At 65.0% G+C, this 16499-nt stretch carries 18 protein-coding genes; 12 read left to right on the top strand and 6 right to left on the bottom strand.

Annotated elements, in window-relative coordinates:
- Nucleotides 1-74 precede the first annotated feature (74 nt).
- The 4 genes from P0R31_RS11005 (at nt 75) to P0R31_RS11020 (ending at nt 2310) form a co-directional block, all read left to right on the top strand.
- Nucleotides 75-515, top strand: coding sequence for a DUF2231 domain-containing protein (locus P0R31_RS11005; RefSeq protein WP_430516823.1), 441 nt, complete (start codon nt 75-77; stop codon nt 513-515).
- Complete coding sequence (locus P0R31_RS11010) at nt 512-1843, top strand: PQQ-dependent sugar dehydrogenase (protein WP_275514100.1); 1332 nt, start codon at nt 512-514, stop codon at nt 1841-1843. Before P0R31_RS11005 ends, P0R31_RS11010 begins: the two co-directional genes overlap by 4 nt.
- Nucleotides 1844-1910: 67 nt before the next feature.
- On the top strand, nt 1911-2126 hold the full coding sequence (locus tag P0R31_RS11015) for a hypothetical protein (RefSeq protein ID WP_036010879.1): 216 nt from the start codon (nt 1911-1913) through the stop codon (nt 2124-2126).
- Between the two features lie 13 nt (nt 2127-2139).
- Nucleotides 2140-2310: a hypothetical protein gene (locus P0R31_RS11020; protein ID WP_275514101.1), complete on the top strand. Its 171-nt coding sequence runs from the start codon at nt 2140-2142 to the stop codon at nt 2308-2310.
- Nucleotides 2311-2367: 57 nt separating this feature from the next.
- On the opposite strand, the gene P0R31_RS11025 is transcribed toward P0R31_RS11020, so the two are convergent.
- Together P0R31_RS11025 and P0R31_RS11030 are read right to left on the bottom strand one after the other, a co-directional pair.
- Nucleotides 2368-2751, bottom strand: a complete 384-nt coding sequence (locus tag P0R31_RS11025) for a type II toxin-antitoxin system VapC family toxin (protein ID WP_275514102.1) — start codon at nt 2749-2751, stop codon at nt 2368-2370.
- Complete coding sequence (locus tag P0R31_RS11030) at nt 2748-3005, bottom strand: type II toxin-antitoxin system Phd/YefM family antitoxin (protein WP_157280592.1); 258 nt, start codon at nt 3003-3005, stop codon at nt 2748-2750. Before P0R31_RS11030 ends, P0R31_RS11025 begins: the two co-directional genes overlap by 4 nt.
- Nucleotides 3006-3193: 188 nt before the next feature.
- On the opposite strand from P0R31_RS11030, the gene P0R31_RS11035 reads away from it, so the two are divergent.
- The 3 genes from P0R31_RS11035 (at nt 3194) to P0R31_RS11045 (ending at nt 6226) form a co-directional block, all read left to right on the top strand.
- Nucleotides 3194-4396, top strand: coding sequence for an MFS transporter (locus tag P0R31_RS11035; protein WP_275514103.1), 1203 nt, complete (start codon nt 3194-3196; stop codon nt 4394-4396).
- Nucleotides 4397-4575: 179 nt separating this feature from the next.
- Nucleotides 4576-5805, top strand: a complete 1230-nt coding sequence (locus tag P0R31_RS11040; protein WP_275514104.1) for a CaiB/BaiF CoA transferase family protein — start codon at nt 4576-4578, stop codon at nt 5803-5805.
- A gap of 205 nt (nt 5806-6010) precedes the next feature.
- Entirely contained in the window at nt 6011-6226 is a 216-nt protein-coding gene (locus P0R31_RS11045) for a hypothetical protein (RefSeq protein WP_129268033.1), read from the top strand.
- 277 nt (nt 6227-6503) lie between these two features.
- Here P0R31_RS11045 and P0R31_RS11050 read toward each other — a convergent pair whose 3' ends face one another.
- Nucleotides 6504-7166, bottom strand: coding sequence for a TetR/AcrR family transcriptional regulator (locus P0R31_RS11050; protein ID WP_275514105.1), 663 nt, complete (start codon nt 7164-7166; stop codon nt 6504-6506).
- Nucleotides 7167-7372: 206 nt separating this feature from the next.
- Here P0R31_RS11050 and P0R31_RS11055 point away from each other — a divergent pair, with 206 nt between their 5' ends.
- The 3 genes from P0R31_RS11055 (at nt 7373) to P0R31_RS11065 (ending at nt 10680) form a co-directional block, all read left to right on the top strand.
- Nucleotides 7373-8608 carry an acyl-CoA dehydrogenase family protein gene (locus P0R31_RS11055; protein WP_275514106.1) on the top strand — a complete coding sequence of 412 codons (1236 nt, stop codon included), beginning with the start codon at nt 7373-7375 and terminating at the stop codon, nt 8606-8608.
- 139 nt (nt 8609-8747) lie between these two features.
- Nucleotides 8748-9806, top strand: a complete 1059-nt coding sequence (locus P0R31_RS11060; protein WP_275514107.1) for a phosphotransferase family protein — start codon at nt 8748-8750, stop codon at nt 9804-9806.
- A 247-nt stretch (nt 9807-10053) separates the two neighbouring features.
- Nucleotides 10054-10680: a LysE family translocator gene (locus tag P0R31_RS11065; RefSeq protein WP_275514108.1), complete on the top strand. Its 627-nt coding sequence runs from the start codon at nt 10054-10056 to the stop codon at nt 10678-10680.
- Nucleotides 10681-10834: 154 nt separating this feature from the next.
- Here P0R31_RS11065 and argE read toward each other — a convergent pair whose 3' ends face one another.
- Both argE and P0R31_RS11075 read right to left on the bottom strand, forming a co-directional pair.
- Nucleotides 10835-12007 carry an acetylornithine deacetylase gene (argE, locus tag P0R31_RS11070; RefSeq protein ID WP_275514109.1) on the bottom strand — a complete coding sequence of 391 codons (1173 nt, stop codon included), beginning with the start codon at nt 12005-12007 and terminating at the stop codon, nt 10835-10837.
- 562 nt (nt 12008-12569) lie between these two features.
- Nucleotides 12570-13355 carry an SDR family NAD(P)-dependent oxidoreductase gene (locus P0R31_RS11075; protein ID WP_109143341.1) on the bottom strand — a complete coding sequence of 262 codons (786 nt, stop codon included), beginning with the start codon at nt 13353-13355 and terminating at the stop codon, nt 12570-12572.
- Nucleotides 13356-13487: 132 nt separating this feature from the next.
- On the opposite strand from P0R31_RS11075, the gene P0R31_RS11080 reads away from it, so the two are divergent.
- On the top strand, nt 13488-14186 hold the full coding sequence (locus P0R31_RS11080; RefSeq protein ID WP_057029612.1) for a histidine phosphatase family protein: 699 nt from the start codon (nt 13488-13490) through the stop codon (nt 14184-14186).
- A gap of 120 nt (nt 14187-14306) precedes the next feature.
- Nucleotides 14307-15074, top strand: a complete 768-nt coding sequence (locus P0R31_RS11085) for an SDR family NAD(P)-dependent oxidoreductase (protein WP_036010906.1) — start codon at nt 14307-14309, stop codon at nt 15072-15074.
- Between the two features lie 115 nt (nt 15075-15189).
- Here P0R31_RS11085 and P0R31_RS11090 read toward each other — a convergent pair whose 3' ends face one another.
- A complete protein-coding gene (locus P0R31_RS11090) occupies nt 15190-16425 on the bottom strand; it encodes a serine hydrolase domain-containing protein (protein WP_275514110.1) in 1236 nt (411 codons plus the stop codon).
- Nucleotides 16426-16499 lie beyond the last annotated feature (74 nt).

Here is a 16499-nt window from a genome sequence, read left to right on the forward strand (position 1 = left end):
GGAACCTTCGTCATGAGCGGGAGTTCGCCGTACGGGCAAGGGTAAAAGTCACGAGGCCAACCGTGCGAGACGACATGCGCGTGCGCTCCACCGCGCAGATCGCGGGACATCCGATTCATCCGATGCTGGTGCCGATCCCGATCACGTGTTTTGTCGGGGCGCTGCTGACCGACATCGCCTATGTCGCCAGCGCCGAGATCATGTGGGCGGATTTTTCGGCCTGGCTGCTGCTCGCCGGAATCATCTTCGGCGTGCTGGCGGCGATCGCGGGCCTGACCGATTTCCTCGGCAATCGGCTGGTGCGGGCGCAGGCGCCGGCCTGGCCGCATCTGATCGGCAATGCCGTGGTGCTGATCCTTTCGATCGTCAATCTGATGATCCACATGCGCGATGGCTGGACCTCGGTGTGGCCGAGTGGGCTGATTCTGTCGGCGCTCACCGTGCTGATCCTGCCGATCACCGGCTGGCTGGGTTGGGCCATGGTCTATCGCCACGGTGTGGGAGTTGCGCGATGAGGTCTGCGATGATCCGCGCACTGTTGTGCGCGTCGCTGCTGGGCTTGGCCGGCTGCAATGACGGCAGCGGCGATCCCAACGCGCAGGTCGGCGCCAACCCCGCACTTCCCGAGATCCAGCAATATCTGCTGCCGCCGGTCCGCATTGCCCGCATCGTCGGCTGGAAGAAGGACGAGACGCCGACGGTTGCGCAGGGCTTGCAGGCCAAGGCCTTTGCCACGGGCTTGCAGCACCCGCGCTCGCTCTACGTGCTCCCCAATGGCGACGTGCTGGTGGTGGAATCCAGGCCGCCGAAGCGCGCGCCGATCAAGCGGCCCAAGGAGATCCTGGTGGGCTTCGTCATGTCCTTGGCGACCTCCGGCGGCGACAGCGGCGAGAGCAACCGCATCACGCTCTTGCGCGACAGCAACGGCGACGGCGTGCCGGAGACGCAGAGCGTCTTCCTCGACCAGCTCAACTCACCCTTCGGCGTGGCGCTGGTCGGCAACGATCTCTACGTCGCCAACACCGATGCCATCGTCAGATATCCCTACACGGAAGGGGAGACCAAGATCACCGCGCCGGGCACGGTGCTGACGCCGCTGCCGGGCGGTCCGATCAACCAGCACTGGACCAAGAGCCTGGTCGCCAGCCCCGACGGCTCGAAGCTCTATGCCGGCGTCGGCTCCAACAGCAACGCCGCCGAGAGGGGCATGGAGGCCGAGCACAACCGCGCCGCGATCCTCGAGATCGATCGCGCCAGCGGCCGCTGGCGCGTGTTCGCAAGCGGCCTGCGCAATCCCAACGGGCTCAGCTTCGAGCCGCAGACCGGTGCACTCTGGACGGTGGTCAACGAGCGCGACGAACTCGGTCCCGATCTCGTGCCCGATTACATGACCTCGGTGAAGGACGGCGGCTTCTATGGCTGGCCCTACAGCTATTTCGGCCAGCACGTCGATCCCCGCGTCAAGCCGGAGCGGCCGGATCTCGTCGCCAAGGCGATCGTGCCGGATTATGCGCTGAGCTCGCATGTCGCCCCGCTCGGGCTCGCCTTCAACACCGGCAGCGGCCTGCCGGCCGCCTATCGCGGCGGCGCCTTCGTCGGGGAGCACGGCAGCTGGAACAGGCATGTGCTGAACGGCTACAAGGTCGTGTTCGTGCCGTTCACGGACGGCAGGCCGAGCGGCCCGCCGCAGGACGTCGTCACCGGGTTCCTCAACAGCGACAACCAGGCGCGCGGCCGCCCGGTCGGTGTCGCCATCGACAAGACCGGCGCGCTACTGGTTGCGGACGACAGCGGCAACACGGTGTGGCGGGTGAGCGCGACTCCGCAGCTGACGCAACGTTAAGCCCGCCGGCGCGTTATCGGGCAGACAGTGCTGAAAGCCAGATTCTGACTCAAGCCAGGAGTGGACAATGGGCCTTGCGCAATATGCCATCGTGCCGGTGCGAGACGAGTGGGGCGTGCTTCATGACGGCGACGTCAAGAACACATACGCCACCAAGGAAGCTGCGTTCGAGTCCGCGGTCGCCGCCGCATCCCTCGCGCTGCGTGAGGGACATGAAGTTCAGGTCAGCGTGCCCGGCCGCGAGGCGGGAGGCAACGCGCTCGGCGTCCGGGACAACGCTTGAGAAGGCAGACGCGATGACCAAGCCCCGTGAGCCCAACGGCGTCGAGCCATCCCGCTCCGAGGACGACATCCAGCGCGACCAGCTCGGCCCGCGCGGCGTGCCGGGCGCGCCCGATCCGGCCAGGATGACACCGCAGCGCGAGAAGAAGACGCCCAAGCACGTGGATCCCGGCCACACCGCGTGAGGCGAGCGCGGCGGGCTATCGGCTCGTCGAACGTCGCGGCGTTACGCCCTGGTCGACTTAAGCGATTGCTGCGATATCGGTCATTGCAAAGTCATCACCGACATAGAGCAGCGCGCAGCCATTCTCCTTCGCGATATCGTAGGCGAAACAGTCGCCAAAGTTGAGGCCGGCAGGATGGTTGCCTTTGCCCCAAAGCGAGTAGATCTGCGCCACGCGTTCGGCGGAGGCCTGGGTCACCGAGATCACGTTCAGGCCGAGATGCGCGATCAGATTCTTCATCTCTTCGTACACGCCGCGGCGTGCCGCGACGATCAGGCTCTCCGCAGCGGTGGCGGCCGAGATCAGGATCTCGTCCGCGGTCTGAAGCGCAGCGATGCAGGCATCGGCTTGCGGCTCGTCGAGCACGATCGCCATGAGTGCCGACGTATCGACTGCGATCATTCCGGCAGTCCATCGTTGCCGAACAGAAAGTCCTGGCTGCGCGCCGCATCCGGGCCGGGAAGAGCTTTGGCCGCGCCGCTCTTGCGGGCGGCCTCGAGCACCGCGCGCCGGGTCGCAGCGTCGGCGGGACGCTTGATCGGAACGAGCCGCACCGCAGGATGTCCATGACGCGTCAGGATCACCTCGTCGCCGGCTTCCGCACGACGGACAAGATCGGTCAATTGTCCCTTGGCCTCGGTGACGGAGACACGCATCGCATTGTTCCTCTTCGCATTTCCATAAAATGGACCAGAGAGTGGTCCATGTCAATCAGCTCCTGGCCTTCGCCGCTCTGCGAAGCAGGCTTCCATGGCATTCGGAACTGACATTCCTCGAGTCTACGATCTCCCGCTAAGAGTGTGCGCCGGCGCAATCTGCGCCTGCCGGGCAGGCGACGTTTGGAATGCAGTTCTTGAAATATGACGGCGGGCTCATCGGGGTCCTGCTGATGCTTGCCACCACGCAGCTGGTCGGATGGGGCACGATCGGGCTTCCCGCCGTCGTCGGGCGCGATCTCGCCGCCGATCTCGGCATGAGCCTGCCGGCGGTGTTCACCGGTACGTCCGTTCTCTACGTCTCGATGGGGCTGTGCGGCCCGTTGCTCGCCAAGTCGTTTGCGCGGCATGGCGCGCGGACGGTCATGATGGTCGGCACGATCGTCACCGCGCCGGGCTTCGTGCTGCTGTCGCTGGCGCGCGAGCCGGTGTTGTATTTCGCCGCGTGGATCGTCCTCGGCATCGCCGGCAGCGCCACGCTGTCGACCGGCGCCTATATTATGCTGAACGAGATCGCGGGGCGGCAGGCCAAGAACGCGATCGGCGCGCTGATGCTGGTGACGGGCCTGTCCAGCAGCATCTTCTGGCCGACGACCTCGTTCCTGAGCGGTCACCTCGGCTGGCGGGGGACGTGCCTGGTCTACGCCGCGATGATGCTCCTCGTCAGCCTCCCGCTCTATGCGTTCGGCGCGCCGCGCCGGAAGATCACAAAGGACGCGGGCGCCGCGCCGGTCAAGCGGTCGCCGCCGCCCGCGATTGCACGGAGCACGTTCGGCCTCGTCGTCGCCGCGATCACGCTGAACGCCTTCGTCAATTTCGGCATCGGCGCGATCCTGATCGAGCTGTTGCGGGCGGAGGGGCTGGCGCCGGCTCAGGCGCTGATGTTCGGCTCGATGCTGGGTGTGATTCAGGTCAGCGCCCGCGGGCTGGATTTTCTCGGCGGCGGACGATGGGACGGCATCACGACCGGGCTCGTCGCGGGCAGCGCATTGCCGGTCGCCATGCTGCTGCTGATGTCGAGCGAGGGCGCCACCTGGGCGGTCGCGGTCTTCATCCTGCTCTATGGCGCCGGCAGCGGCGCAATGGCGGTGGCGCGGGCGACCATCCCGCTGGTGTTCTATGACCAGGCCGAGTTCGCCAAGGCGATGTCGATGATCTCGCTGCCGCTCAACCTCGCCTCCGCGATCTCGCCGCCATTGCTCGCGGGCCTGCTGACGGAGTTCGGCAGCCGTGCTGCGCTCGGTCTCACGCTGGTGTTCTCCTGCGCGACGGTGCTGATCCTCGTTCTGCTCGCTCGCCGCCGGCCGCGACAGCCGGCGGTCGTGACCTGAGCCGATCACGCAATATTCGCGGCGCGGAAAGTTTGCGGACGGCGATCACCTCCGGCCCGGCAGGAGATAGCCGTATGCCGCCAGTGCAGTGCTCAGCGTGCGAAAATGGTGGTATCCGCAGGGAGCGCGGCCTGCGATCCCGCCGCCGCGCCAAGGTTAGTTCCCCGGAGGAAATCGACATGTCGGCCCTGCCGCTCTCAGGCATCAAGATCCTTGACCTCACCCGCGTGCTGGCCGGGCCGCTGTCGGCCCAGATGCTGGGCGATCTCGGCGCGGAGGTGATCAAGATCGAGCGGCCGGGCACCGGCGACGACGCGCGCGCTTTCGGCCCGCCTTACCTGGCCGACCCCGAGGGCAAGGCCAACAACAACAATTCGTTCTATCTCTGCGCCAACCGCAACAAGAAGTCGGTCACCGTCAACATCGCCAAGCCCGAGGGGCAGGCGATCGTCCGCGAGCTCGCCAAGGACGCCGACGTCTTCATGGAGAACTACAAGGTCGGCGATCTCAAGCGCTACGGTCTCGACTACGAGACCATCAAGGCGATCAATCCCGGCATCATCTATTGCTCCGTGACCGGCTTCGGCCAGACCGGACCTTACGCGCCGCGCGCCGGCTACGACGCCATCCTGCAGGCGATGGGCGGCCTGATGAGCGTCACCGGCCATATCGACGGCGAGCCCGGCGAGGGCCCGATGAAGGTCGGCCCCTCCATCGTCGACTACATGACCGGCATGAACGCCTCGATCGGGATTCTCTCGGCGCTCTACCATCGCGATGCCAATGGCGGGCAGGGACAGCACATCGACGTCTGCCTGTTCGATACCGTGATCGCATCGCTGTCGCACTGGCTGCAGATCTATCTCGTCAACGGCAAGATCCCGCCGCGTCGCGGCACCTGGGGCAATGGCGGCATGCCGGCCGGCGTGTTCCGCTGCACCGACGGCGAGCTGATGGTCGTGGTCGGCAATGACGGCCAGTTTCAGCGCACCTGCGCCGTGCTCGGCGCGCCCGAGCTCGCAAGCGATCCACGCTTCGTCAAGAACAACGACCGCGTCGTGCACGGCAAGGAGATCATGGCGATCTTCGCCGGCCTGTTCTTGAAGCAAAAGGTAGCCTACTGGCTGGAGAAGCTGGAGGAGGCCGGCGTGCCCTCGGGGCCGATCAACGATTTCGAGCAGGTGTTTTCCGATCCGCACGTCCAGTCGCGCGGCATGCGCGTGAAGGTGAACCATCCGTTCGAGCCCGATCTGTCGCTGGTCCGCAACGCGCTCACGCTCTCGGAGACCCCGATCAAGGACTATCGCGCCCCGCCGCTTCTGGGCGAGCACACCCAGGAGGTGCTCGGCGGCAAGCTCGGCTATGATGCCGGCAAGATCGAGCAGCTGAAGCAGCAGGGCATCATCTGACGCTCTCCTCCGCGCCTGGGGCCGAGAGGCTGGGATTCAAGCGCAGCGCGACTATTGCGACGGCCATGGACGCGCGCGCCATGCCGGGGCTTGCGTGAAGCTTGCCCGCAATCCCCAGATAATCCCGGTCCGTAGTCGCACAGGCTTCCGCTTTGCCTCCGACTCTGATTCGATCTCTCCACTTGAAGTCGGGGAGGGAAGTGAATTGTCCTACACGATCGGGTTCCAGGCCAAGGACCAGAAGGCCATTCTGGCGACCGAGGCGGCCACCGCCAATCAGGCCGTCGCCATCATTGCCGCGCTGCGGCAGGGCGCCGACGAGATCAAGTTCATCCGCTCGCCGCAGGAAGGCGAGATGGGCATCGAGATGCTGCTGCTGCTCGCCAAGGAAGAGGCCGAGGAGATGCCGCAGCGGGCGTAGTCCCGCCCACCAATCATTCTTCGATCAGATCGACTGCATCGCCTGTTGTGAGGTGAATGACGCTTACTTCACCTCTCCCCGCTTGCGGCGAGAGGTCGGATCGCCCCCGGCGATGCGAAGCATCGTCCGGTGCGATCCGGGTGAGGGGGTACAGCTCTCCCGAAGACCGCACGTGTGGACAGAGGCCCCTCACCCCGACCCTCTCCCCGTAAGAACGGGGCGAGGGAGCGCACCGCGAATGCGGCTTCCAGTTCCGTACCGTCAACGCCCATCCGCGCTAACGCGCCGCCACCTTTGATGGCGCCTTCGGCTCCATCCGTCCCGCCGTCAGCGCCATCGTCGCCACGCTGACGACGCGGGCGATCACGTCCTCGACGTCGTCGAGGTCGCATTTGCCTTCCGACAGCTTGGTCAATCGCTCGCTCTCGCGGATGGTGTGATGCGCCATCGCGAGCGCGAAATTGAGGCCCCAATAGATATCGACCTCGCTGCGGTCGGGCAGGGACCGCCGCATCGCGCCGACAAATTTGCGCAAATGGTCGATCTCGCGGTTCTTGATGCGCCGGATCGGCGGCACGGATTCGATCGAAGCGCGGATCATGAAGCGCGCGGCAGTCGATCGCTGGTTCTCAGGCCCCAGGCAGCCGCGCAAGGTCGGCCCGACCAGCGCGCGCAGGATTACCTCGATCGGCGCGCGGCAGCCGCCATCTTCCTCAGCGGCCTTCAATTCGCGCAGGCGCTCGCGGTTGGTGGCGATCGACCGCGAGACGAACAGTTCCGCGATCAACTCGTCCTTCGAGCCGAAATGATAGTTCACCGCGGCGAGGTTCACGCCCGCCTCCGCGACGATGTCGCGCAGCGTCACGTCGCCGAAGCCGCGATCGGCATAGAGCCGCTCGGCGGCGGCGAGAATGGCAGACCTCGTATGATCGCTGGCCATAGGTGCCCTCGGGGAGGGAGTTGCAATTCAAACAGTTGTATGAAACTATCGTTTGAAGGCCGGGAAAAGTCAATCCGCAATCGGGACTCGTTCGCAGCTGCGACCGGGTGTCGACAGGCCCGCATGACGCGCATTCGCGCTTGCGGGCCGCGCAAAGCGGGAGGACAGTCCGGCGCAAAAGCACTAGTGAGAGAGAGGAGCGTCGCATGGACTTCGATATGTCGCCCAAGCAAAAGGAATGGCTCGACCGCGTGCGGTCCTTCATGGCCAAGCACGTACGCCCGGCGGTGCCGATCTACGATCAGCAGGACAAGGGCGGCGACCGCTGGAAGGTGATCCCTGTTCTCGAGGACCTCAAGAAGAAGGCGAAGGCCGAAGGCCTCTGGAACATGTTCATGCCGCCGTCGGAGCACGAGGACGACGAATTCCGTGGCGCGGGACTGACCAATCTCGAATACGCGCTGCTGTCGGAAGAAATGGGCCGCATCACCTGGGCCTCGGAAGTGTTCAATTGTTCCGCGCCCGACACCGGCAACATGGAAGTGTTCATCCGCTACGGCACCAAGGAGCAGAAACGGAAATGGCTACGGCCGCTGATGGACGGTGAGATCCGCTCCGCCTTCCTGATGACGGAGCCGGCGGTGGCCTCGTCCGACGCCACCAACATCGAGACCCGCATCGAGCGCGACGGCGACCATTACGTCATCAACGGCCGCAAATGGTGGTCGTCCGGCGTCGGCGATCCCCGCTGCAAGATCGCGATCCTGATGGGCAAGACCGACTTCAAGGCCGCCAAGCACCAGCAGCAGTCGCAGATCCTGGTTCCGCTCGACACGCCTGGCATCAAGGTCGAGAAGATGCTGCCGGTGTTCGGCTTCGACGATGCGCCGCACGGCCACGCCCAGGTGCTGCTCGAGAACGTGCGCGTGCCGAAGGAGAACATCCTGCTCGGCGAAGGCCGCGGCTTCGAGATCGCGCAGGGCCGCCTCGGCCCGGGCCGTATCCATCACTGCATGCGCACCATCGGCAAGGCCGAGGAGGCGCTGGAGAAGATGGTGAAGCGGCTCGCCTCGCGCACCGCGTTCGGCAAGAAAATCGTCGAGCACAGCGTGTGGGAGCAGCGCATCGGCGAGGCCCGCACCAACATCGAGATGACGCGTCTTCTGTGCCTCAAGGCTGCCGACATGATGGACAAGGTCGGCAACAAGACCGCGCAGGCCGAGATCGCCATGATCAAGGTCGCCGCGCCCAACATGGCGCTGAAGATCATCGACGAGGCGATCCAGGCCTTCGGCGGTGCGGGTGTGTCGGACGAAGCCGGCCTTGCCAAGGACTACGCCCACATCCGCACGCTCCGTCTCGCCGACGGCCCGGACGAGGTGCATAACCGCGCCATTGCCAGGCTCGAACTTCGGAAGTATGCAAACTCTACAAGTCACTGAGAGGGAGTCCCCGCGGCGCTCCCGACCTGAAGAAACGACACGACGTGATCCGGTGACCGCTTGACGCAAGTGCGTCAGCGGTTACCGATTAGGATCATGCTCGACCCGAAATGGTCAGGACTGAAGAGGGAGCGTCATCGTGGCTGACGGCGTCAGAAAGGACGAAGAATTCTCGGGCACCAAGCCGGTCGAGGAGCGGCATCGTTTCGACGAGATGCGCCTGGAAGCCTGGATGCGCGAGCACGTCGAAGGCTATGAGGGCCCGCTGGTCGTCCTGCAGTTCAAGGGCGGCCAGTCCAACCCGACCTATCGGCTGAACACGCCGAACCGTTCCTACGTGATGCGCCGCAAGCCGTTCGGCAAGCTGCTGCCCTCGGCGCATGCGGTCGACCGCGAATATCGCGTCATCGCGGCCCTCGGGAAACAAGGTTTCCCGGTCGCGCGCGCTTATGCGCTGTGCCAGGACGACGGCGTCATCGGCGCGGCCTTTTACATCATGTCGATGGAGGAGGGCCGCGTGTTCTGGGATCCGACGCTGCCGAGCCAGGATCCTGACGCGCGACGCAAGATCTTCACCAGCAAGATCGAGACGCTGGCCAAGCTCCACATGTTCGACCCTGTTGCCATCGGGCTCGGCGACTTCGGCAAGCCCGGCAACTATTTTGCCCGCCAGATTGACCGCTGGACCAAGCAATATCGGGCGTCCGAGACCCAGCACATTCCGGAGTTCGAGAAGGTCGCCGAATGGCTGCCGAAGACGGTGCCGGAGCAGGCGCGCGTCTCCATCGTCCATGGCGACTATCGCCTCGACAACATGATTTTCCACGCGACGGAACCGCGCGTGCAGGCGGTGCTGGACTGGGAGCTGTCGACACTCGGCGATCCCATGGCCGACTTCACCTATCTCTTGATGCAGTGGATCATGCCGGGCCTGGAGGGAGCCGACCTCAAGGCGCTCAACATCCCGAGCCTCGAAGAGGCCGCGCAGATCTATTGCAACGTCACAGAGATGACGGTGCCCGATCTCAACTGGTACTTCGCCTACAATTTGTTTCGTCTCGCCGGCATCACCCAGGGCATCGCCGGCCGCGTCCGCGACGGCACCGCCGCCAACGCCAAGGCGCTCGAATCCGCCAAGCGCACCGTGCCGCTGTCGAAGGCCTCGTGGGAATACGCGCAGAAGGCGGGGGCGGTGTAGGAATGACAAAGGCGCGGCCGATGGCTGCGCCTTTTGCTTCACCGGAGCTCTTGTTGGGTGGGCAAAAGCGCGCAGCGCCGTGCCCACCATTTCTTCGGTGACCGCGGTGAAAGTGGTGGGCTCGCTTCCGCCTTCGCTCTCCGAGCTACGGTGGACAAGTCGCTTTGCCACCGTACGGCAGCTGCGCTCCTCGCAATGACGGGCGACGAGTGGTGAGCCCAGCATCTGTTCAGGTAGAGACCGACGCATGATCGACCAGGCCACCTTCATCACCTACATCCTCATTGTCCTCGGCTTCGTCTTTATCCCCGGGCCAGCGACGCTGCTGACAATAGCGCGGGCGGCGAGCTCCGGCACAAAGGTAGGCATCGCGACCGGAGCGGGAATTGCTGCGGGCGACATCATCCACACCTGCATGGCCATCGTCGGACTGTCGGCGATCATCGCGACCTCGGCGCTGCTGTTCAGCATCGTCAAATATGCCGGCGCCGGGTTCCTGATCTATCTTGGCATTCGGGCGATGCTGGACAAGACACCGATCGAGTTGAACGGCAGCGCCCCCACGATCGGCGCAGGTCGCGCATTCCGCGAGGCCGTGCTGACCGAGGTGCTCAATCCCAAGACCGCACTGTTCTTCCTGGCGTTCCTGCCGCAATTCGTGAAGCCGGAGCACGGCGCGCCTGCACTTCAGCTTGCCATTCTCGGTGTCGTCTTCGTGCTGCTTGGTCTGCTCAGCACTGTCGTGTTTGCCGTCGGCGCCGGTCGTCTCGGCAACCTACTGCGCCGCCATCCGGCGGTGGTGCAGTGGCAGGGCAAGGTGGTCGGCGCGATCTACTGCGCCGTCGGTGTGCGGCTGGCCCTGCAGGAGCGCTGAGGCGCGGTGAGCCCGTAGCGGCAATGAGTGCGACGATATCCGACAGGTGGTACGCACACGCTCCGTCATTGCGAGCGAAGCGAAGCAATCCAGAGTCCTCCCGCGGTGGCAGTCTGGATTGCTTCGTCGCTTCGCTCCTCGCAATGACGACGAGCTACCCCTTCGCACAATGCGCGATCAGCTTTTCCACGAACCCCGCGCATTTCTCCAGCTCCGCCATCTCCACGAACTCATCAGGCGTATGCGCTTGTGCGATCGAGCCCGGGCCGATCACCACGGAGGGAATGTCGGCGATGTCGGCGAACAAGCTCGCCTCGGTGCCGAAGGCGACCTTGGCGTGGTCGTTGCGCCCTGAGAGGCTCTTGGCCAGCGTGACGATGGCGGCGTCGGCGGCGGTGTCGAGTGCGGGATAGTCGAGGATCTCCTCGAAATCGATGCCGCAATCGGGATGTCTCGCCTTCATCGCCGGCTCGATCTCGGCCTTGGCCCAGGCGACGATCGCATCGGTCACCTCCTTGGACTCGGTGATGCCGATGCCGCGGCATTCGAAATCCACGGTGCAGGTATCAGGCACGATGTTCAGCGCAGCGCCGCCGTGCACGATGCTCGTGAGCAGCGTCGAATGCGGGACGTCGTAGAGGCTGTCCGTCGACCGCACGGCCGCGAGCGCCACGGCGCGGCGGCGGATCTCGACGATCAGCTCGGCGGCATATTCGATCGCATTGACGCCGTCGGGCGCGATCGAGGAATGACGTGCAAGCCCGTGGAATGTGGCGCGCACGCCGTGCTTGCCCTTGTGGCCGATGATGACCTGCATCTGGGTCGGCTCGCCGATGAAGGCGCCGAGCGGCCGGACCCTCTTCTTCGCGACCTCGTGCAGCATCGGCCGCACGCCGACGCAGCCGATCTCCTCGTCATAGGAGATCGCCAGATGAATCGGCGTCTTGAGTCTCGCCTCCACCATCTCCGGCACCATGGCAAGGCACACCGCCACATAGCCCTTCATGTCGGTGGTGCCGCGGCCGTACAGCTTGCCGTCGCGCTCCACCAGCTTGAACGGATCATGGCTCCAGTCCTGGCCCACGACAGGCACCACGTCGGTATGGCCCGACAGCACAAAGCCCGGCCGGTCCTCCGGTCCGATCGTGACCCAGAGCGAAGCCTTCTCGCCGGTCTCGTCGACGATGCGCTCACCCTTGAGGCCGAACGCGGCGAGATAGCTCTCGATATGGGCAATCAGGGGCAGGTTAGTGCAGTCGCTGACGGTGTCGAACGAGACGAGGTCGGCGAGGAGTTTTCGGATGCGGTCGGGTCTTGAGCTTGGCATTGTCTCGGTCTTGTCAGGGAATGGAGGCTGAGTTGCCTGCAGGAACCATACCAACGTGGCGGTCGGTCGGGCAAATCAACACAGTCCCGCAGCCCGGATGGAGCGCAGCGCAACCCGGGACGGCTGTATCCGTTGGTGAGAGCCCCGGATTACGCTCCGCTCCATCCGGGCACCCGGTTTCCCTACGCCCTCTTTCAATGATGAGGGTGAGCAAGAAGCAAAGCTTGGGCGAGTCCGCCGCGAGGATGCGAAGGCGTGTCCGCGACCGAAATGCGAATTGAGGAACGCGCTTCCCACCGCACACTCCGTCGTTGCGAGCGCAGCGAAGCAATCCAGAGTCTTTCCGCGGAGGGATTCTGGATTGCTTCGCTGCGCTCGCAATGACGATGCGGGAGCAGTATCGCGCCAAACTCCGCTCTCGTGCCCCGGACGCAGCGCAGCGTCTCTTCGACGATGCGCTGGAGAGCCGGGGCCCATGTCACAGCGAGCTGTGCGGATTCCTGGGTCCCGGCTCTGCAACGCAAGCTCACGCGCCGCACCGCGTCCGGGACGCAAGACCATGCTACACCGGCTTGCCCGTATACGGCATCGATGCCGTCAAACCGCCGTCGACCGGGAACGCCTGCCCGTTGACATACGAGGCCTCGTCGCTCGCCAGGAACAGTCCCATCGCCGCGAGCTCGTGCGGCTGTCCCGGCCGCTTGAGCGGGTTGAGCTGGCCGATCTTGTCTTGGGTGCCGCGCTCCTTGGCGCGATCGAAGATCGGCTTGGTCATGCCTGTTTCGATCAGGCCGGGGCAGACCGCATTGATGCGCACGCCGGTGCCGGTGAGCGAATAGGCCGTGGTCTGCACCAGGCTGATCACGCCGGCCTTGCTCGCGGCATAGGGGTGCCCGCTCGCGCCGGCCTTGAGGCCCGCGACAGAGGCGGTCAGCACGATCGCGCCGGACTGCTGCTTGACCATATGCGGCATGGCGTACTTTACCGCGAGGAACGGCCCGATCAGGTTCACGCGCAGGATTTCCTGCCAATGCTCGACGGTCTGCTCGGCGAGCGGAACGAGTCCGCCGGAGACGCCGGCATTGGCCCAGATCACGTCGAGCCGGCCGTGCGTCTTCACCGCCTTGTCGATCACAGCGATGACGTCTTGTTCGGAGCCGGCATCCGCAACCATCGCTTCCGCGACGCCGCCGGCCTTCTTGATCTCCTCGACCGTCTCCTTCACCGCCTCGGTGCGATCGACCGCGATCAGCTTGCCGCCCTCCTTGGTGAACAGCAGCGCAGCCGCCCGGCCGATGCCGCTGCCGGCGCCGGTGATGATGACGGATTTGCCTTGCAGGCGACCCATGCGTTTCTCCCTTTGCTCGTGCACGACGCTTGCCGCGCGACGGAATTTCAAACAAGATTTCAAACGGCAAAGTGTCTTGAGACACATTCACTACTCACGTACAGCGACAATAGACGGGATGGAAGGGTTTCGATGGCAGGTGCAGACAAGCCGAACGTGGTCATCACGCGGTGGTGGTGGGTCCGTCACGCGCCGGTGCGCAACGACGGCGGCAACATCTACGGGCAGAGCGACATCGCCTGTGACACCAGCGATACTTATGTGTTCAATGCTGTTGCCAAGGTGCTGCCACGCCAGGCGGTCTGGTATTCGAGCAATCTGATGCGCACCCATCAGACCGCCGAGGCGATCTGGGCCGCGGGTTTTCCAAGGCCGGCAGCGCTGAAATGGGAGGCGGATCTCGCCGAGCAGAACCTCGGCCGCTGGCAGGGCATGAACCGCGCCCAGTTCATTGCGAGCCGCCCCGTCGGCGCGAGCTGGTTCGCCGACATCAACGAGCCCGCGCCCGGCGGTGAAAGCTTCATGGACCTGTACAACCGCACGCGCCGCACCATCGAGCGGATCAATGCCGAGGCGGCCGGGAAGGACATCATCGCAGTCGCGCATGGCGGCACTATCAGGGCGGCAGTGGGGTTCGCGCTCGGCGGGCAGCCGGAACGCGGGCTGTCGTTCGACATCGACAATTGCTCGGTGACGCGGCTGGATTATTTTGCGAGTCCCGATCGCACGGTCTGGCGGCTGCCGATGGTCAATCAGCAGCCGTGGATCGCCGATCCCGCGCACGCGGCGATGCATCAGCCGGCGGGACCGGAAGTCAAGAAGCTGGCCTGAAGTGAACTGTCATTCCGGGGCGATGCGAAGCATCGAACCCGGAATCTCGAGATTCCGGGTCCGGTCCTGCGGACCGTCCTGGAATGACGTTGAAGATAAAAATCAATCTGGGAGAGAAACATGACCTTGTTCGACATGAAGGGGAAAGTCGCCGTCATCACGGGCTCGACGCGGGGCATCGGGCTTGCGATCGCCGAGCGCATGGCCGAGCACGGCGCCAAGGTGGTGATCTCCTCGCGCAAGGCCGACGTGTGCGAGCAGGTGGCGAAAGGCATCAACGACAGATTTGGCAAGGGCACCGCGGTCGCGGTCGCCGCCAACATCTCCTCGAAAGAGAATCTGCAAAACCTCGTCGACGAGAGCAACCGCGCCTTCGGCAAGATCGACGTGCTGGTCTGCAACGCCGCATCGAATCCATATTACGGCCCGCTCGCCGGCATCTCCGACGATCAGTTCAGGAAGATCCTCGACAACAACATCGTCGCCAACAATTGGCTGATCTCGATGGTGGTGCCGCAGATGATCGAGCGCAAGGACGGCTCGATCATCATCGTCTCCTCGATCGGCGGCCTCAAGGGCTCGACAATCCTCGGCGCTTACGCCATCTCGAAAGCCGCCGACATGCAGCTCGCGCGCAACCTCGCCTGCGAATACGGCCAGCACAACATTCGCGTGAACTGCATCGCGCCGGGCCTGATCAAGACCGATTTTGCCAAGGCGCTGTGGGACAATCCGGAGAACCTGAAAGCCTCGACCTCGCGCTCGCCGCTCTTGCGCATCGGCATCCCCGACGAGATCGCCGGCGCGGCCGTGTTCCTGGGCTCGAAGGCCGGCGACTTCATGACCGGCCAGACCATGGTCATCGACGGCGGCGCGACGATCAGTTGACGCGATAGAGCGTCATCCCGGGGCGCGCTTAGCGCGAACCCGGGATCTCGAGATTCTCAGGTGCGCAACTGCGCACCATACGGTCCTGCGGACCGCCCCGGAATGACCCTTCGGGTCACTCCACCGCCGCGTAAACCAGATCCCGCACCATGGTCCGCGTGTAGTCGCGCTGTCCCGGCCCCTGGCTCATGAACACTGCGAACAGATCCTCCTTCGGATCGATCCAGAAGAACGTGCCGGCAATGCCGCTCCAGAAATACTGGCCGACGCTGCCTGGGAAGGGCGCGATGCCGGCCTCGCGGCGCACGGCAAAGCCGAGGCCGAAGCCATGGCCCGGCGATAGCAGCGTGCCGTTGGTCGGCACGCCTGGCCCGAGGTGATCGGAGGCCATCAGCTCCAGGGTCTTGCGGCCGATGATCCTGTTGCCGTCGAGCGTGCCGCCATTGCGCAGCATCAGGCAGAAGCGGGCGTAATCCATCGTGGTCGAGACCAGGCCGCCGCCGCCGGATTCCATCACGGGCTGCTCGAGCATGTTGAACAGGGCGACCTTGTCGCCGGTCCACGGGTCGGCCGCGAACGGCTCGGCAAGGCGGCCGGCATTGGCCTGGCTTGTCGAGAAGCCGGTTTCGGCCATCTGCAGCGGCGCAAGCACGCGCTCGGTGAGGAACGCGCCGAGCGATTTGCCGCTGACGACTTCGATGATGCGGCCCAAAATATCTGTGGAGCGGCTGTAGTTGAACTCCGCGCCGGGCTGGCAGACCAGCGGGAAGCTCGCCACCAGCGCGGCATGTTCGGCGTTGGTGATCTTGCGGCTGCGGACGCGGGACTCCTGGTAGAGTTTGTGCACGGGGCCGTCGCCCTGGTGCTCGTAGGTGAGGCCGGAGGTGTGGCGGAGCAGGTCCTGCACGGTCATGGGCCGCGCCGGCGGCACCAGCTCCAACCGGCCGTCCTTGACGACGCCGACCTGCTGGCTCGCGAACTCCGGGATGAACTTTGCGACGGCATCGCTGAGCAGGAGCTGACCGTCCTCGACCAGCGCCATGATGCCGACCGAGACGATCGGCTTGGTCATCGAGAAGATGCGGAAGATCGAATCGCGTCCCATCGGCGCCGCGCCTGCCGGGCTCTGCTTGCCGAGCGCCTCGAACCAGCCGATTTGGCCGCGCCGCGCCACCAGCACGGTGACCCCGGGAACGGTTCCCTTGTCGATTTCGCGCTTGAAGGCGTCCGACATGGCCTGGAGCCGCGGCCGCGACAGCCCGAGCGTCTCTGGGCGCGCTTCCGGCAAAGCTGGGGTGTGGGGCGCGTTTGCGGCCTGCGGGGCGGCAGTGGCGGTCGCTGTAGCGGTCATGGGCACTCCCGATTGTTCTTCGTTATGGCGAAGGGACTGTGGCCCAGAAACCCCGGCACAAACAAGCGAAGCCG

It is taken from the genome of Bradyrhizobium yuanmingense (genome assembly GCF_029167105.1).
Taxonomy (GTDB): Bacteria; Pseudomonadota; Alphaproteobacteria; order Rhizobiales; family Xanthobacteraceae; genus Bradyrhizobium; species Bradyrhizobium yuanmingense_A.

Bases quoted from the DNA above. Each gene is read 5' to 3' on its own strand.
- P0R31_RS11065 (WP_275514108.1), top strand. From the start codon at position 10,054: ATGATCGACCAGGCCACCTTCATCACCTACATCCTCATTGTCCTCGGC.
- P0R31_RS11010 (WP_275514100.1), top strand. From the start codon at position 512: ATGAGGTCTGCGATGATCCGCGCACTGTTGTGCGCGTCGCTGCTGGGC.
- P0R31_RS11020 (WP_275514101.1), top strand. From the start codon at position 2,140: ATGACCAAGCCCCGTGAGCCCAACGGCGTCGAGCCATCCCGCTCCGAG.
- P0R31_RS11075 (WP_109143341.1), bottom strand. From the start codon at position 13,355: ATGGGTCGCCTGCAAGGCAAATCCGTCATCATCACCGGCGCCGGCAGC.
- P0R31_RS11015 (WP_036010879.1), top strand. From the start codon at position 1,911: ATGGGCCTTGCGCAATATGCCATCGTGCCGGTGCGAGACGAGTGGGGC.
- P0R31_RS11050 (WP_275514105.1), bottom strand. From the start codon at position 7,166: ATGGCCAGCGATCATACGAGGTCTGCCATTCTCGCCGCCGCCGAGCGG.
- P0R31_RS11005 (WP_430516823.1), top strand. From the start codon at position 75: ATGCGCGTGCGCTCCACCGCGCAGATCGCGGGACATCCGATTCATCCG.
- P0R31_RS11085 (WP_036010906.1), top strand. From the start codon at position 14,307: ATGACCTTGTTCGACATGAAGGGGAAAGTCGCCGTCATCACGGGCTCG.
- P0R31_RS11035 (WP_275514103.1), top strand. From the start codon at position 3,194: ATGCAGTTCTTGAAATATGACGGCGGGCTCATCGGGGTCCTGCTGATG.
- P0R31_RS11025 (WP_275514102.1), bottom strand. From the start codon at position 2,751: ATGATCGCAGTCGATACGTCGGCACTCATGGCGATCGTGCTCGACGAG.
- P0R31_RS11055 (WP_275514106.1), top strand. From the start codon at position 7,373: ATGGACTTCGATATGTCGCCCAAGCAAAAGGAATGGCTCGACCGCGTG.
- P0R31_RS11080 (WP_057029612.1), top strand. From the start codon at position 13,488: ATGGCAGGTGCAGACAAGCCGAACGTGGTCATCACGCGGTGGTGGTGG.
- P0R31_RS11090 (WP_275514110.1), bottom strand. From the start codon at position 16,425: ATGACCGCTACAGCGACCGCCACTGCCGCCCCGCAGGCCGCAAACGCG.
- P0R31_RS11040 (WP_275514104.1), top strand. From the start codon at position 4,576: ATGTCGGCCCTGCCGCTCTCAGGCATCAAGATCCTTGACCTCACCCGC.
- P0R31_RS11030 (WP_157280592.1), bottom strand. From the start codon at position 3,005: ATGCGTGTCTCCGTCACCGAGGCCAAGGGACAATTGACCGATCTTGTC.
- argE (WP_275514109.1), bottom strand. From the start codon at position 12,007: ATGCCAAGCTCAAGACCCGACCGCATCCGAAAACTCCTCGCCGACCTC.